The following is a 14,729-nucleotide window of genomic DNA, read 5'->3' as shown; positions in this document are numbered from 1 at the left end:
GCGTTGTCAGGGGTGGGCCAGACGAGGGTCTGGCCCGATTGTGTTGGCTCAGTTTTGCGGGCTAACGTCCACCTTGAACCACTTCTCGGAGAGCTTCTTCACCGTGCCGTCGGCAATTGCCGCCTGAATGGCTGTATCGAAGCGACCCTTCAGGGTGGTATCTTCCTTGCGCAGACCGATGCCGATCATGCCGAAGACCTTGCCCGAAAACAGTGGGCCAGCCAGCTTCGCGCCCTTCATGTCGTCCTTTTCCAGCGCAGCAGCGAGAACCGTGGCATTGGCGACGACCGCATCCACACGACCGCTGGTCAGGTCGAAATTGTGTTCCTCCGCGGTTTTATACTCGCGTACATCCGCGCCATCTTTGAAATACTGTTCCATGAAGGCGGAAGCGGTTGTGGAACCCTGAACGCCGACGGTCTTGCCGTTGATTTTCGCGGCGATTTCCTCGAGCACCGGCTTGGCCGCATCGGAATCGACATTCAGCGGCTTGCCGCTTTCCGGCAAATCGGCGAGGTCGCTGTCATCCATGACTGCGAAGGAGTTAATGGCTGCCGCATAAGGCGACGAAAACGCGATCACTTCCTCACGCTTCGGCGTGATGCTCATGCCCGCCATGATGGCATCATACTTGCCAGCGGTCAGCGATGGAATGATGCCGTCCCAGTTCTGAGCGGTGATTTCGCATTTCGCTTTCAGGCGCTCGCAAAGGTCTTTGGCGAGATCGATCTCGAAGCCTTCCAGCACACCGTTCGGGCCGGAGAAATTCCACGGCGCATAAGCACCTTCGGTCGCGATGCGCACAACATCTTCGGCCTGCGCGGTCGGTGCGACGGCGAGAACGCCGAGGACAGAAAGGACGATTTTCAGTTTCATATGTTCACCTCTGTTAGAAAACCGATTGATCGGTTCATGCGTTTTGTTTGGAAATGAATTGCCGGAACCGTTCGCTTTTGGGGTTGCCAAAAACCTCGTCGGGCGTGCCTTCTTCTTCAATCACGCCCTGACGCAGAAACACGACGCGGCTGGAAACATCGCGGGCGAAGCCCATCTCATGGGTCACGACCAGCATGGTGCGCCCCTCTGCCGCCAGATCGCGCATGACCTTCAGCACCTCGGCCACCAGTTCTGGGTCGAGCGCGGAGGTCGGTTCGTCGAACAGCATGATCTTCGGACGCATCGCTAGCGCGCGGGCAATCGCCGCGCGTTGCTGCTGGCCGCCGGAAAGATGCGCCGGATAGAAATTGCGCTTATCGGCTATGCCGACCCGCTCCAACAGTGCTTCGGCTTCGGCAATGCACTCCGACCGGTTTCGCTTCTGCACATACACAGGCGCTTCGATCAGATTTTCCAGGATAGTCAGATGGGACCAAAGGTTGAACGACTGAAACACCATCGTCGCCTGACCGCGCAGCCGCTGAACCTGTTTCGCATCAGCGGGACGAGGCGCACGTCCCGGTTGTTGTTCGAGCTTGTATGCCTCACCGTGAATAGCCACGCTGCCCGCATCCGGCACTTCCAGCATATTGATGCAGCGCAGCAGTGTGGATTTGCCGGAACCTGACGCGCCCAGAATGGAGATGACTTCACCTTGGTGGGCCTGCATTGAAACTGAATGCAGAACCTTGTGCGCGCCGTAACATTTCTCGAGGTTCTTGATCTCGACTGCAGGCGTTTCGAAGCGTTGCATTATGAGTTTCCTCCGGCGGCATGCACGATGACAGGCTGACGCTGGGCCGCCGACAGGCGGTATTCCAGCAGTTTGAAGATTCTGGTGACCACGAAGTTCAAGATGAGATAAATCGCGCCTGCGCAGATGAAGATTTCGACAGGGCGATAGGTGGCGGAAATCAGCTTGGCCGCCAGCCCCGTTACCTCCATCATGGTGATGGTCGATGCCAGCGCCGTGGACTTCACCATCAAGATGACTTCGTTCGAATAGGCGGGCAGCATCTGTCGCAACGCTTGCGGGGTCAGAATGCGACGGACGAGGGTGAAGCCGCTCATGCCATAAGCGCGTGCCGCTTCGATCTGCCCGGTCGCAACCGACAGAACGCCGCCACGAATGATTTCGGCGCTATAGGCAGCCGTATTGAGTGCAAGAGCCAGCACCGCGCACCAATAGGGCTCTCGCAGAAACGGCCAGAGAAAGCTCCGGCGCAGTTCTGGAAACTGGCTGAGGCCGTAATAGATAATGTAGAGTTGCACGAGCAGCGGGGTGCCGCGCAGCACGAAGATATAACCTCGTGCAATGAGGTCCAGTATCAGATTGCCCGACAGACGCATCGTAGCCAGTATGGTGGCCAGCACGGCGCCGCTGATAACTGATAGCGCCATCAGTTGCAGCGTCAGCGGAATACCCCGGCATAGCTGAACAAAACTGTCGAACATGAACGGCAGGTCGAGAAAGTTCATACCGCCCTCCGGATGCCGCGCATGGCGCGCTTTTCGGCGTTCTTGAACAGCAAGCCAGATATGAATGTGATGACGAGATAAAGCAGCCCGGCGGTCAGAAAGAAGGTGAATGGTTTACGGGTTGATCCAGCGCCGATTTGCGCCTGACGCATCAGCTCAACCAGTCCGACGACTGAAATCAGCGCCGACTCTTTCAAGACAAGCTGCCAGACATTGCCGATGCCCGGAATGGCGAAGCGTGCCGCCTGCGGAACCATGATACGGCGAAACAGTAGACGCGGCGGCATGCCATAGGCCTTGGCAGCTTCGATCTCGCCTTTGGGGAGAGCAAGCACTGCGCCGCGATAAACTTCGGCCTGATAAGCGCCCGATACCACACCGATTGCCAGTGCACCGGTGATGAAGATTGGCGCACTGATGAAACCTTGCGCGCCGAACAAGGCGCCAATCTGGCCCAACACCGCACTGCTGCCGAAATAGAACAGGTAGATGACCAGAAGATCGGGGATGCCGCGAAGCACTGTCGAATAGCCGTCAGCCGCAATTCTGAGAATGCGCTGCGATGAGAATGAAGCGGCAGCGGCAATCATGCCGAATATTGCGCCTGCCGCGAAACCGCAAAAGGCTACCGCGAGTGTCATGCCTGTGGCCCGGAGCATATCGTAACCCCAGCCGTCTTCAGCAAAACCCATCAAATCCAGATATGCGCTGACCGCACCCAACTGCCTAGTTCCCTTTTTTATGTCCGGTGCTTTCGTCGCGCCGATACGTTTATGGAGTGGTTTGACAGGGGGGCTCAATACAGTCAAATTCGAAATGAAGCCTAGAGCATAACCAAATATTATGGTGAAACATGAACCTGCGTCAGGTCGAAGCGTTCCGAACCGTCATGCTGACTGGAAAAATGACGGCTGCAGCGGAACTGATGTCGATCACTCAGCCCGCCGTGAGCCGCCTGATCCGCGACTTTGAGATCGACACGAAACTCAAGCTCTTCAACCGTCGCGGAAACCAGCTGATCCCTACGCAGGCGGCCATGACGCTATTGCAGGAAGTCGAGCGGGCCTATGTCGGGCTCAATCGCATCCGGAGTTTCGCCGACGAGATTAGCCGTCAGAATGCGGGCATGTTGCGGATCGCGGCCATGCCTGCGCTTGCAAACGGGATCATGCCGCGCTTTCTCGCTCGTTTTCTCAAGGAACGGCCCAATATCCATGCCTCTCTCAACGGCATCCCCTCTGCGATGGTGGTGGAAGCCGTCGCATCGGGTCAGGTCGATTTAGGCTTTGCCGATGGTCCGCTTGACAGACCCGGTTTCAATATTGAAACCCGTGCGATACCGGCGGTCGTCGCTGTCCCGCTGGGGCATCGTCTTGCAGACTATCCTGTGGTTTCACCGGATGATCTCGCCGATGAACGCATGATCACGCTGGAGCCGGGGTCGCTTTTTGCCATGCGTGTGGAGGTTGCGCTTGCGCGCATTCCACGGTCGGCCACCATAGAGACCCGTCTGTCGCACACAGCGCTGACGCTGGTGGCGGAAGGTGTTGGTATAACAATCATCGATCCGTCGTCGGCAACGGATTTTCGCGGACGCGGCGTGGCGATCCGACCTTTCACAAGCTTCGTCGATGCTGGATTTCTGGTCATTCGCCGCAGTAACGGTCCCGATAACAGTCTGGCTCAACGCTTCATAGACGAGTTCTGGGCTTATCATGAAACGCTGCTGGCGCAGCCGTGAAGATAGGGGGCGTCCCCATCAATCCTGGTAGATGCGCTCATCAAGGGGCGTTGATGCAATGATGGATTTCAGTCCGGACAGCATGGCCTTTTCGGCCTTGTTGAGATTGGCTTCAGGATTGTGGATCAGGAAAACATCGATGGCAGGCGGATTATCATAAGGCGGCAGACGCCAGAGAAGGCCGTCATCGATTTCGCGTCGCGCGACATGCAATGGAAGCGGGCCGATGCCGAGACCGGTGATAATCATCCGGCGCACTTCCTCAAGGCTGGAAGAGGTGCCGACCACATCTGGCGAAAGTCGCGCCTCACTGCGCAATAGGGCTACCGGTCGCAGCGCATCAGCAATGTGGTCGGTCTGAAATGAAACCGACGGTTCTCCCTTAAGATCGGCGAGCGTCAGCTCGGATTGGCCAAACATCCGGTGTCGGGGACCGCAGAAAAAGCCGAAGAATTCACGATAGACCATGGTGTAGTCGAGCGCGGGATCGCGATTGCTCACCAGACCGAGGCCGAACGAAGCGCGCTTCTCCCGAACCAGCCGTGCGACTTCGGTGCTGGCGGATACATTGATCGTCAGCGTCGCTCGCGGATGCTGTTCGTGAAAAAGCCCAAGCGCCTGGTCGAAGATCGGCGAAACAATGTGGCTGGCCACCGATATGGTGACATGGCCGGTTACATCGTCACCGACGCCGCGCACAAGCTGCGGCAGTTGGGAAATGGCACCGAAGACCTCGATACTTTGTTCATAGAGGAGTTTGCCGACGTCCGTCAGTTCAAAATGGGTTGCGTCGCGCTCCACCAGCCGCTGGCCGATGCGGTCTTCCAATCGGCGCAACGCATTGCTCACGCTCGGCTGCTTCAGGTTGAGCCGCTCTGCTGCGCGGGTGATGCTTTTGACCTCCGCAATTACCACAAAACTGCGCAGAAGATTCCAGTCCAGATCCCAGACAAGGCGTTCAGGGCGATGTAACGACATGGCATCATCCATTCATGAAATCTATGCAATACATTCCCATTATCTATTTGCGAAATGCATCCATAAAAGCAATCATGAATATTGGAAGGCATCAAAAAGCCTCAAGAAAAACAAACAAAGGGAAGTCGGGAACAGCATGTTTAACAAATTCACGGGTTTCATTGCCGCTGCCGCGATTGCAGCCACCGCAGTCTTTGCGGTTGCACCTGCACAGGCGGATGATCTTGAAAAGATCAAGGCATCAGGCGAGTTGAAGATCGCCATGAGTGGACAGTACCCGCCGTTCAATTTCGTCAATGAGAAGAATGAAGTCGTGGGTTTCGACGCTTCCATCGGTTCGGCGATTGCCGAGCGCATGCAGCTCAAGCCACAGCTTATTACCACGGCATGGGACGGTATCGTCGCCGGTCTTCGGGCAGGCAAGTTTGACACGGTGGTTGGCTCCATGACGATCACGCCGGAACGCGAAAAGGCGGTGGATTTTGTTGGGCCGTATTATCATGCAGGTCGCGCGGTTTTCGTGAAGGAAGACTCTGGCGTTCAAAAGCTCGATGATCTCAAGGGCAAGACGCTGGGCGTGACGCTTGGTGAAACCCATGAGAAGTGGGCCCGTGAACAGGGTGGCTGGACCATTCGCACCTACAAGGGCCTGCCGGAACTGATGCTCGAACTGAATTCGGGCCGTGTCGACGCTATTGTTGTCGATAATATCCCGGTCATGGTGGCGATCAAGGAAACAGGACAGAAGGTCCGCAGGCTCGATACGCCCGATATCGAAGGCGGCAGCGTTGCCATTGGCATCGCCATCCGCAAGAACAATCCGGAGCTGAAGGCAGCCATGCAGAAGGCTCTCGACGAGATCATGGCCGACGGCACCTACGAGAAGATCTCTATGCAATGGGTTGGCAGCGATATTCGCTGATACGTCATCCCGGCCCGGCATATGTCCGGGCCGGTTGAGAACCGATTGACCGGAGTTTTCCGATGGATTTTGCGTTGATGCAGCGCGTCCTCCCGTTCTTTCTGGAGGCTGCATGGGTAACTGTGCAAATTTCCGCGCTGGCCCTGATCCTGGGCCTTGTGGTGGCTGCAATACTCGTGGCAGGCCGCCTGTCCCGCTCACCCATCCTGCGAGGACTGGCGGCGGCCTATGTCAGCGTCTTTCGCGGCACGCCTTGCCTTGTGCAGCTCTTCATTCTCTATTTCGGCGGTCCGCAGATCGGTATCAATTTGGAACCATTTGCCGCTGGTGTCATCGGGCTGGGACTGAATATCGGCGCATACATGTCGGAATCGATCCGTGGCGCGATCCAGAGCGTTGATCGCGGGCAGAGCGAAGCGGCGCGCTCCATCGGCTTCGGGCGCGGCCAAACCATGCGGTTCGTCGTGCTGCCGCAGGCGGCTCGACTGATGATCCGTCCGCTTGGCGTCAATGCCATTGCCCTTTTGAAAGGTTCAGCGCTGGTCTCCACCATTTCGGTGGTTGAGCTGACCTATACGGCGCAGCGTTTCATCGGTTCGACCTACAAGCCGTTCGAGATTTTCGGCGTTGCTGCCGTTCTCTACATGATCATCATCTATATCGTCGCGCGCGGGGTCGATCTTCTCGACAAGCGCTTCGCGGCGCAGTGAGGGAGGACTGGATGCAAGCCCTCGATTTCAGCATCGTCACTCCCTATACGGATCTGCTCCTGACTGGCCTTTGGTGGACGCTGGTTCTGACCGTTTCGTCGGCATTCTTGAGCTTCGTGCTCGGGATCGCATTTGCGCTAGTTGTGCTTTATGCACCAGCCATTCTGGCCTATCCGGTGCGCTTCTTCATGTGGCTGTTCATGGGAACGCCGCTTCTGCTGCAACTGTTCCTGATTTATTTCGGGCTGGTACAGATCGGCATCAATATCCCCGCGCTTGGCGCTGGCATTATCGGCCTCAGCCTGCACTTTGCCGTCTATAATGCAGATATCATCCGCGCAGGCATTGTGGCTGTCGATCCCGGCCAGATGGAAGGTGCCCGTTCCATCGGGTTCAGCCATGGTCAGGCTTTGCGCTATGTCGTCATTCCGCAGGCGATCCGCAACACGATCCCGCCCATTGGCAACAACATGATCGTTCTTCTGAAGGACACGTCGCTGGTTTCGATCATCGGCATTGCCGAACTGGTGCACAGCGCCCAGCTTGCCATCAGCGAAACCTTCAGCCCGTTTGAATTCTATATCACCGTCGCGGCCATCTATTACGTGGTCAATCTCGTTCTTGAGGCCGGGTTGCGGCGCATTGAAAGAAAAGTGGAGGTCACGCGATGAGCAGCTCCAAATCTGCAAAACCGATGGTCGAAGTGAAGGATGCCCGCAAGGCTTACGGCGCGCTGGAAGTGCTGAAAGGCATTGACCTTTCAGTGGCGCGCGGTCAGATCGTGGCGATCATCGGCCCCAGCGGTTCCGGCAAAAGCACGCTTCTGCGTTCGATCAATCATCTGGAAACGCTGAATGGCGGTGAAGTCTGGCTCGATGGCGTGCAGGTCAACCAGCCTCTGGCAGGGCAGGCATTCGAAAAGCACATCAATGCGGTGCGCCAGCAGATGGGCATGGTGTTTCAGCACTTCAACCTGTTTCCGCATCTGACGGTGCTGGAAAACATTACGCTCGGCCCGATCAAGCTCAAGGGCATGGGCAAGGACGCAGCCCGCACGCTGGCGCTCGAGCTTCTTTCAAAGGTAGGCCTTGCCGACAAGATCGACGTCTATCCTTCGCGCCTGTCAGGCGGTCAGAAGCAGCGTGTGGCCATTGCGCGTGCGCTCGCCATGCAGCCGAAGGTGATGCTGTTCGACGAGGCCACTTCGGCGCTCGATCCCGAGCTGGTGGACGAAGTGAATGCCGTCATGAAGCAGCTTGCCGCCGAACACATGACGATGCTGATCGTCACGCACGAGATGCGTTTTGCGGGCGAGGTCGCTGACCGCATCCTGTTCATGGATGGCGGCGTGGTGGTGGAAGAGGGACCGCCAGATCAGATTCTCAGCAATCCGGTGCAGGAGCGTACCCGCTCCTTCCTCAAGAAATATCTGGCTGCGTGAGGTGTCGGCATGAGCGAGAGAAACAACGAGTTTGCGAATTTCGGGGAATTTCCCGATTTCGGGCTGACCCCGGCGCAGCGGCGTGAAGCCGTGCTTGGTCATTATTACGAATATCCCGGCATGGATGGGCCGCGCGGTGAAATCTGGTGCTATACCGACGCCTATTCCTATCTGCCGGGCGCGACGGTTCATCTTCAGGTGAGTGCGACCGCGTCGCGTTTCGATATCGAAATCGTGCGGGATGGAGCGGTGGAAACGCCGGTCTTCTCCAAACGCGGGATTGACTGCAAATGGCAGGACACACCAGCGCAATGTTCGGTTGTCGGTTGCGGCTGGGAGACGACTTTCGATTTCAAGACGGATGAGAACTGGCCTTCCGGCGCTTATCGCATCACGCTGAAGGCGCATGGCAATGACGGACAGCCGATCCATTGCCATCACCTTTTCATCCTGCGCCCAGCGGCGGGTCGCAAGCAGGGCCGTATCCTGCAGGTCGCTGCCACCGGCACATGGACGGCCTATAATACATGGGGCGGTTCCAACCATTATCAGGGTATTACCGGGCCGAATGGCGATCAATATGCGACGACGGTGAGCATCGAGCGCCCGTTCTGCCGTGGCTTTGTTGTCCTGCCGTCCGATGCGCCGCGCGTGCCGCTGGAAATCGTGACGCCGCCAGCCGCCCCCCCGCGCTATCCGCATATGGAATGGGCCTATGCCAACGGCTATTCCAAGAAATATACCTCTTCCGGCTGGGCAAGCTATGACAGCCTGTTCTTCCGCTGGGCGGAACGAGAAGGCTATGCGGTCGATCTCGCCAGCCAGCACGAGCTGCATTTTTCGCCGGAAATTCTTGACGGTTATGACTGCGTGGCTTTTGTCGGTCACGACGAATACTGGACGTGGGAAATGCGCGATGCCGTCGATAATTATGTCGATGGCGGCGGTCGTGCGGCCCGTTTTGCGGGTAATTTCATGTGGCAGACCCGACTTGAGGACAATGGCAAGCGCCAGACCTGCTACAAATATCGCGCCCGCGCCGAAGATCCGGTCTATCGTTCCGCCGATCCGCGCCGTACCAGCGGGTGCTGGGAAGCGACGGAAACCGGACGGCCTGCTGCCGAAACTTTCGGCCTCAACGCTTTGCGCGGGCTTTATGTCGGCTGGGGTGGTTGCGCCCCGCGCGGCGTGCGCGGTTTCCCGGTCTATCGCCCAGAGCATTGGGCCTTTGCAGGAACTGGCATCTATTACGGTGATCTTCTGGGCTCGGAAGGCCATGCTTTCGGCTATGAGGTCGACGGGCTCGACTATGTGATCCGGGGAGGATTGCCGGAGCCGGAGGAGGGCAGCGGCGCTCCTGATGGATTACAGATCTTGGCGCTTGGCATGTCGTCTCTCAAGGAAGAGAGTGCGGATATTCCAGCCGACGACCAGTTCCTCTCCGATGCCGATGCCAAATTCGTGGCCGATACGCTGATCGGCGACAATGGTGATGCAGCCGTTGAACGCATCAAGCGCGGCTGCGGCATGATCGTCAATTTCCCGCGCGGCAAGGGCGAGGTCTTCCACGCCGGAAGCTGCGAGTGGGTAGCGGCTCTCAAACGCGGCGACCGCATGGTCCAGCGTGTGACAGCCAATGTTCTCAACCAATATCTCAAGCGCTGACAGAGTAACGCCATGCTCAACACAAAAGCACAGAACGAACGCCCGGCATCGCATCTTTTCTACCAGTCGCGCCTGCGCAGGCCGCTGGTGGATCGTGCCGAGGGCATCTACATCTGGGATCAGGACGGACGCCGCGTCATCGACGGATCGAGCGGCGCGATGGTGGTCAATATCGGCCATGGCAATCGCAACGTGCTCAATGCCATGAAAGAGCAGATGGACCGCGTGACCTTCGCCTATCGCCTGCACTTTGAAAACGAACCGGCAGAAGATCTGGCACGCATGGCCGCCGAGCGTATGCCGGAGGGTCTGGACAAGATTTTCTTCGTTTCCGGCGGTTCGGAAGCGGTTGAATCCTGCATCAAGCTTGCCCGCCAGTGGGCAGTTGCGACCGGGCAGGGCACACGCTGGAAAGTGATTTCGCGCTTTCCGTCCTATCATGGCGGCACGCTTGGCGCGCTGGCTGTCACCGGCTACGCAGCCCTGAGCGAGCCCTTCGCGCCCATCATGCGCGAAATGCCCAAAGTCCCGGCACCGACCGCCTATCTCGACCGTGACAATCTCACGATGGAACAGCGCGGCCAGAAATATGCCGACATGCTGGAGGAAAAGATTCAGGAAGAAGGCCCTGAAAGCGTACTCGCCTTCATCATGGAGCCGATCGGCGGGGCGTCCACCGGCGCGCTGGTTGCGCCCGATAGCTATTATCCGCGCATCCGCGAAATATGCGATCGCTATGGCATCCTTCTGATCCACGACGAGGTGATGAGCGGTGCCGGGCGTACCGGCAAGTTTCTCGGCGGCGATCACTGGAACTGCAAGCCCGATCTCATCGCGCTTTCCAAGGGCTTTGCCTCCGGCTATTGCCCGCTTGGTGCGATGGCAGCACCGGCCCGTATCGTCCAACCGGTTCTGGATGCAGGTGGCTTCCTGCACGGTTTCACCTATGCCGGCAATCCGCTGGCCTGTGCGGCAGGCAAGGCGGTGCTTCAAGAGATTGATCGTCTCAATCTGGTCGGCAATGCCGCCCGCATGGGCGATGCGCTGAAGGGTGAGCTGGAAGGGCTTGCAAAACGCTTTCCCTTCATCGGAGATGTGCGCGGCAAGGGCCTGCTGCTGGCGGCCGAGTTTGTTTCCGACCCCGAAACCATGAAGCCGCTGCCGAAGGAACTGAATGCCCATCAGCGCATAGTCGATCTCGCCTATGAGCGCGGATTGATCATCTATTCGCGCCGCACGCGCGGCGGTGTCGAGGGCGATCATTTCCTCGTCTGCCCGCCAATGATCGTGAGCCGCGAACAGGTCGGCGAGATCACCGCCATTCTCGGTGACACGCTGGAGGTTCTGGCGCGTGAACTCAAACTGCCCGTGAATGCGTAAGGAACCTGAATCATGACCGACAAGAAGAAGACGCGTCGCAAGGTGATCATCACCTGCGCGGTGACAGGCTCCGTCCACACGCCCTCCATGTCGCCGCATCTGCCGGTGACGCCGGACGAGATTGCGAGCGAAGCCATCGCGGCGGCGGAAGCGGGCGCATCCATCCTGCATCTTCATGCCCGCGATCCACGTGACGGCAGGCCCTCCGCCAATCCGGACCTGTTCATGCAGTTCCTCCCGCGCATCAAGCAATCGACGGCGGCGGTGGTGAATATTTCTACCGGCGGCTCGTCATTGATGACGCTGGAGGACCGGCTGGCCGCGCCGCTTAAGGCGCAACCGGAAATGTGTTCGCTCAACATGGGCTCGATGAATTTCGCGCTGTTCCCAGCGCTCGACAAACCGCGTGAATGGAAACATGCGTGGGAGCCAGAACTGCTGGAAGCCACGCGTCATTCGATATTCAAGAACACTTTCGCGGATATGGAAGGCATTCTGACCAGCCTTGGACAGGGCTGCGGCACGCGTTTCGAATTCGAATGCTACGATGTCGGCCATCTCTATTCGCTGGCGCATTTCCGCGACCGGGGGCTGGTGTCCGGCCATCTGTTCATCCAGTTCGTCTTCGGTGTTCTGGGTGGTATCGGAGCCGATCCGGACAATCTCATGCATATGAAGCGCATCGCCGACAAGCTGTTCGGTGACGACTATTCCTTCTCCGTGCTGGCGGCAGGACGGCACCAGATCCCGATGATTACCATGGCAGCGGCGATGGGCGGCAATGTCCGCGTCGGGTTGGAAGATAGCCTTTATGACGGGCGCGGCCAGCTTGCCAAGAGCAATGCTGATCAGGTGCGACGCATACGCAGCATTCTTGACGGCCTGTCGCTGGATGTTGCAACGCCTGACGAGGCGCGTGAATATCTAGGCCTCAAAGGTGGAGACAGGGTGGCGTTTTGATGCCGAAGATCGTGTTGGACAGTAAAACCGGCGTCGTGGTCCGGCTTGGCGAGCTTGCCGATGCCGAACAGATTCACGCAGCAATCTGCACGATGGGTGCGGGACTCGGCGCTACAGACAAAATCTCCAGCACGGTTGAGGATTTCCGTCGTTACGGTTTCGGTCCCTATGCTGCTTTCACCAGCCTGATTGCCGAGGTGGACGAGGTATTTGCCGGGCTGGCCCTGTTCTTCCCGATCTTCTCGACATGGTATGGCAAGCCCGGCGTCTACGTGCAGGACCTCTATGTCGATGAAGCCTTTCGCGGCAAAGGGATTGGCGAGGTGCTTTTGCGCCATGTCGCTTCCTGGTCAATGGCACGGGGCGGCGTCTATCTGCGGCTGGCCGTGGATCGGGACAATGTCGCAGCGCAAAGATTTTATGACCGGTTGGGTATCGGCTGGATCGAAGCTGACCGCGATCATGGTGCCTATGGCGATGATTTCGCCCGCTTGGCACGTATCAATCAAATCAGGGAGTAATCATGAAAGCCTTTTACGCTGTCGAGCAAAAGCGTCACGACCCGAAAGCCTTTCTTTCCAGCGGTGCGCCGCAGCCTAACCCCGAGCAGCCTGAGCGTGTCGAGCGCCTGCTCGCGGGCGCGAAGGCAGCAGGCTGTGAGATTATCCGTCCGCAAGATCATGGCCTTGGCCCGATTGCAGCCGTGCATACGCCGGAATATCTTGAATTCCTCCAGCACATCCATGCCCGCTGGCGGCGTATTGATGAGGCTTCGGAAGAGGTGATCCCGAACATTCATCCGCTGGCGCGTGACGGCCGTTATCCGGCATCCGCCGTGGGACAGGTCGGCTATCACATGGCCGATACGGCTTGCCCGATTGCTGAACATACGTGGGAAAGCGTGTGCTGGAGCGCGTGGAGCGCGGTCGATGCCGCCGATGCGGTGCTTGCAGGCGATGTCGCGGCATATGCGCTCTGTCGTCCTCCGGGGCATCATGCGTTTGCCGATGTGGCGGGCGGCTTCTGCTTCGTCAACAATTCGGCGGTCGCAGCCCAGCGCCTGCACTCGAAAGCCGAGCGCGTGGCGATCCTCGACGTGGATCTTCATCACGGCAACGGGACGCAGGGCATATTCTATGCCCGCCCCGACGTGCTGACCGTCTCGATCCATGCCGATCCGGTGCGCTTCTATCCATTCTTCTGGGGCCATGCTGATGAACGCGGCGAGGGCGCGGGACTGGGCTACAATCTCAACCTGCCGCTGCTGCGCAAATCCGGTGATGCCGAATTCCTTGCGTCACTTGATACGGCCTTCCGCCGTATTGAAGCCTTCGCACCGGATGCGCTGGTGATCGCGCTGGGCCTTGATCCATTTGAAGGCGACCCGTTCGGCGGATTGTCGGTCACCACTGACGGTTTCGGACGCATTGCCGAAGCAATTGCAAAGCTTCGTCTGCCAACTGTCATCGTGCAGGAAGGTGGATATCTGTGCGATGCGCTGGGCGATAACCTCACGGCTTTCCTCGGCGGCTATCAATCGGTGGCGAGATGAGTGGTCTTGTTACTTTTGTTGGTGTCGCGCATCCGTGGATGTGCGATGTCATGGGACACATGAATGTCCGGCACTATGCCGGTATGTTCGATGATGCGAGCTTTCAGCTCTTGGGCCACATTGCCGGGAAAATCCCGGATGAGAGTTTCGGTTGGGCGGACGTGCACTCGACAACTGAATACAAGCAGGAAGTACCGGCCGGAGACCTGCTGACGATCCGCTCACAGGTGTTGAAGGTTGGGCGTTCATCAATCACCTTTCGCCAGATGATGGTGGGTTCGCTCGATGGAGAACTGCGTGCCATCAATGAGACAACGTCTGTCTGTTTTGACAAGATTGCTCGGCACTCACTCGAACTTGAGTCAACAATGCGAAAGCGAGCGGAAAAGCTCATGTAGGGCCACAATCTGATCGGGTAGCAGCAGGACTGATCTGCTGCCGAATGGCAGCTAACTCCGTTTATAGAGCATAAGCGAATGGTCAGTGTCCGGCCCCATAACAGACGTTTAGCCTAAATTCGTTGTTAAGCAATTCAGGCAGATAGCATGCGTAGTTTCAGGATCGTAGGTTCTTATCTTTCAAGGCGCATAGGTGAAATCGGTCGCTGCTTTCTGATGAAGTCCGTAGTCTGAGAGCCAATCCTCGCTTTGAAGAAATGGAAGTAAACCTGATACAAGCACAAGCGCTGACTGAAAACTCTACTTCACACACTCTCTTGCAAAAACGCGGTATGCGCAAAACTGACAAGTAGTCAGCATCCATTAGCGAAAGCCGGAGGGCAAGCCCATGCCGGATTTGATGTCGTGGGCGAAACGGGGGCAAAGATCAGGTTCGCTGTCGAGCATGTCTTTGCCACGCAGAAGAACAAGATGAAGCTCTGCATCAGGACGATTGGCACCAACAAAGCGACGGTGAATATTGGCATCGCCAATATCGCTTACAACATGCTCCGATACGTCTTTCAT

Annotated in this window: 17 protein-coding genes; 11 read left to right on the top strand and 6 right to left on the bottom strand. The window is 57.8% G+C overall.

Features of this window, described 5'->3' with window-relative positions:
* Positions 1–48: 48 nt before the first annotated feature.
* From F9K94_RS17675 to F9K94_RS17660, 4 genes are read right to left on the bottom strand one after another with little or no spacing between them, the layout of a single operon-like run.
* Positions 49–876: a lysine/arginine/ornithine ABC transporter substrate-binding protein gene (locus tag F9K94_RS17675; protein ID WP_151647308.1), complete on the bottom strand. Its 828-nt coding sequence runs from the start codon at positions 874–876 to the stop codon at positions 49–51.
* A 34-nt stretch (positions 877–910) separates the two neighbouring features.
* Positions 911–1,690: an ABC transporter ATP-binding protein gene (locus F9K94_RS17670; RefSeq protein WP_151647306.1), complete on the bottom strand. Its 780-nt coding sequence runs from the start codon at positions 1,688–1,690 to the stop codon at positions 911–913.
* The gene (locus tag F9K94_RS17665) at positions 1,690–2,415 is read right to left on the bottom strand and encodes an ABC transporter permease (protein ID WP_151647304.1); all 726 of its coding nucleotides are present in this window, start codon (positions 2,413–2,415) and stop codon (positions 1,690–1,692) included. Before F9K94_RS17665 ends, F9K94_RS17670 begins: the two co-directional genes overlap by 1 nt.
* Positions 2,412–3,107, bottom strand: a complete 696-nt coding sequence (locus F9K94_RS17660; RefSeq protein WP_151647718.1) for an ABC transporter permease — start codon at positions 3,105–3,107, stop codon at positions 2,412–2,414. The genes F9K94_RS17665 and F9K94_RS17660 overlap by 4 nt, the downstream gene beginning before the upstream one ends.
* A 161-nt stretch (positions 3,108–3,268) precedes the next feature.
* Between F9K94_RS17660 and F9K94_RS17655 the strand changes: the two genes are divergently transcribed.
* The gene (locus F9K94_RS17655; RefSeq protein WP_061345651.1) at positions 3,269–4,156 is read left to right on the top strand and encodes a LysR substrate-binding domain-containing protein; all 888 of its coding nucleotides are present in this window, start codon (positions 3,269–3,271) and stop codon (positions 4,154–4,156) included.
* An 18-nt stretch (positions 4,157–4,174) separates the two neighbouring features.
* Here F9K94_RS17655 and F9K94_RS17650 read toward each other — a convergent pair whose 3' ends face one another.
* Positions 4,175–5,134, bottom strand: coding sequence for a LysR family transcriptional regulator (locus tag F9K94_RS17650; protein ID WP_151647302.1), 960 nt, complete (start codon positions 5,132–5,134; stop codon positions 4,175–4,177).
* A 136-nt stretch (positions 5,135–5,270) separates the two neighbouring features.
* Here F9K94_RS17650 and F9K94_RS17645 point away from each other — a divergent pair, with 136 nt between their 5' ends.
* From F9K94_RS17645 to F9K94_RS17600, 10 genes are all read left to right on the top strand, one after another.
* Positions 5,271–6,056: an ABC transporter substrate-binding protein gene (locus tag F9K94_RS17645; protein WP_061345682.1), complete on the top strand. Its 786-nt coding sequence runs from the start codon at positions 5,271–5,273 to the stop codon at positions 6,054–6,056.
* A 62-nt stretch (positions 6,057–6,118) separates the two neighbouring features.
* Entirely contained in the window at positions 6,119–6,766 is a 648-nt protein-coding gene (locus F9K94_RS17640) for an amino acid ABC transporter permease (protein WP_029928208.1), read from the top strand.
* Between the two features lie 11 nt (positions 6,767–6,777).
* A complete protein-coding gene (locus F9K94_RS17635; RefSeq protein ID WP_011982599.1) occupies positions 6,778–7,437 on the top strand; it encodes an amino acid ABC transporter permease in 660 nt (219 codons plus the stop codon).
* 23 nt (positions 7,438–7,460) lie between these two features.
* A complete protein-coding gene (locus F9K94_RS17630) occupies positions 7,461–8,207 on the top strand; it encodes an amino acid ABC transporter ATP-binding protein (protein WP_010660811.1) in 747 nt (248 codons plus the stop codon).
* A gap of 9 nt (positions 8,208–8,216) precedes the next feature.
* Entirely contained in the window at positions 8,217–9,872 is a 1,656-nt protein-coding gene (locus F9K94_RS17625) for a N,N-dimethylformamidase beta subunit family domain-containing protein (protein WP_151647300.1), read from the top strand.
* A gap of 12 nt (positions 9,873–9,884) precedes the next feature.
* Positions 9,885–11,252 carry an aminotransferase family protein gene (locus tag F9K94_RS17620; protein ID WP_151647298.1) on the top strand — a complete coding sequence of 456 codons (1,368 nt, stop codon included), beginning with the start codon at positions 9,885–9,887 and terminating at the stop codon, positions 11,250–11,252.
* A gap of 12 nt (positions 11,253–11,264) precedes the next feature.
* On the top strand, positions 11,265–12,212 hold the full coding sequence (locus tag F9K94_RS17615) for a BKACE family enzyme (protein ID WP_010660814.1): 948 nt from the start codon (positions 11,265–11,267) through the stop codon (positions 12,210–12,212).
* A complete protein-coding gene (locus F9K94_RS17610; RefSeq protein ID WP_151647296.1) occupies positions 12,212–12,733 on the top strand; it encodes a GNAT family N-acetyltransferase in 522 nt (173 codons plus the stop codon). The genes F9K94_RS17615 and F9K94_RS17610 overlap by 1 nt, the downstream gene beginning before the upstream one ends.
* Positions 12,734–12,735: 2 nt before the next feature.
* A complete protein-coding gene (locus tag F9K94_RS17605; RefSeq protein WP_151647294.1) occupies positions 12,736–13,764 on the top strand; it encodes a histone deacetylase family protein in 1,029 nt (342 codons plus the stop codon).
* Positions 13,761–14,162 carry an acyl-CoA thioesterase gene (locus F9K94_RS17600; RefSeq protein WP_151647292.1) on the top strand — a complete coding sequence of 134 codons (402 nt, stop codon included), beginning with the start codon at positions 13,761–13,763 and terminating at the stop codon, positions 14,160–14,162. Before F9K94_RS17605 ends, F9K94_RS17600 begins: the two co-directional genes overlap by 4 nt.
* A gap of 363 nt (positions 14,163–14,525) precedes the next feature.
* On the opposite strand, the gene F9K94_RS17595 is transcribed toward F9K94_RS17600, so the two are convergent.
* Positions 14,526–14,729 (bottom strand): hypothetical protein, encoded by a 204-nt coding sequence (locus F9K94_RS17595; protein ID WP_151647290.1) that lies wholly within the window; start codon positions 14,727–14,729, stop codon positions 14,526–14,528.

It is taken from the genome of Brucella tritici, assembly GCF_008932285.1.
Lineage (GTDB): Bacteria > Pseudomonadota > Alphaproteobacteria > Rhizobiales > Rhizobiaceae > Brucella > Brucella tritici.
This window is presented reverse-complemented; position numbering and strand designations above follow the sequence as displayed.

Bases quoted from the DNA above. Each gene is read 5' to 3' on its own strand.
- F9K94_RS17625 (WP_151647300.1), top strand. From the start codon at position 8,217: ATGAGCGAGAGAAACAACGAGTTTGCGAATTTCGGGGAATTTCCCGAT.
- F9K94_RS17615 (WP_010660814.1), top strand. From the start codon at position 11,265: ATGACCGACAAGAAGAAGACGCGTCGCAAGGTGATCATCACCTGCGCG.
- F9K94_RS17675 (WP_151647308.1), bottom strand. From the start codon at position 876: ATGAAACTGAAAATCGTCCTTTCTGTCCTCGGCGTTCTCGCCGTCGCA.
- F9K94_RS17620 (WP_151647298.1), top strand. From the start codon at position 9,885: ATGCTCAACACAAAAGCACAGAACGAACGCCCGGCATCGCATCTTTTC.
- F9K94_RS17645 (WP_061345682.1), top strand. From the start codon at position 5,271: ATGTTTAACAAATTCACGGGTTTCATTGCCGCTGCCGCGATTGCAGCC.
- F9K94_RS17635 (WP_011982599.1), top strand. From the start codon at position 6,778: ATGCAAGCCCTCGATTTCAGCATCGTCACTCCCTATACGGATCTGCTC.
- F9K94_RS17640 (WP_029928208.1), top strand. From the start codon at position 6,119: ATGGATTTTGCGTTGATGCAGCGCGTCCTCCCGTTCTTTCTGGAGGCT.
- F9K94_RS17670 (WP_151647306.1), bottom strand. From the start codon at position 1,690: ATGCAACGCTTCGAAACGCCTGCAGTCGAGATCAAGAACCTCGAGAAA.
- F9K94_RS17600 (WP_151647292.1), top strand. From the start codon at position 13,761: ATGAGTGGTCTTGTTACTTTTGTTGGTGTCGCGCATCCGTGGATGTGC.
- F9K94_RS17650 (WP_151647302.1), bottom strand. From the start codon at position 5,134: ATGTCGTTACATCGCCCTGAACGCCTTGTCTGGGATCTGGACTGGAAT.
- F9K94_RS17595 (WP_151647290.1), bottom strand. From the start codon at position 14,729: ATGAAAGACGTATCGGAGCATGTTGTAAGCGATATTGGCGATGCCAAT.
- F9K94_RS17605 (WP_151647294.1), top strand. From the start codon at position 12,736: ATGAAAGCCTTTTACGCTGTCGAGCAAAAGCGTCACGACCCGAAAGCC.
- F9K94_RS17630 (WP_010660811.1), top strand. From the start codon at position 7,461: ATGGTCGAAGTGAAGGATGCCCGCAAGGCTTACGGCGCGCTGGAAGTG.
- F9K94_RS17655 (WP_061345651.1), top strand. From the start codon at position 3,269: ATGAACCTGCGTCAGGTCGAAGCGTTCCGAACCGTCATGCTGACTGGA.
- F9K94_RS17610 (WP_151647296.1), top strand. From the start codon at position 12,212: ATGCCGAAGATCGTGTTGGACAGTAAAACCGGCGTCGTGGTCCGGCTT.
- F9K94_RS17665 (WP_151647304.1), bottom strand. From the start codon at position 2,415: ATGAACTTTCTCGACCTGCCGTTCATGTTCGACAGTTTTGTTCAGCTA.
- F9K94_RS17660 (WP_151647718.1), bottom strand. From the start codon at position 3,107: ATGGGTTTTGCTGAAGACGGCTGGGGTTACGATATGCTCCGGGCCACA.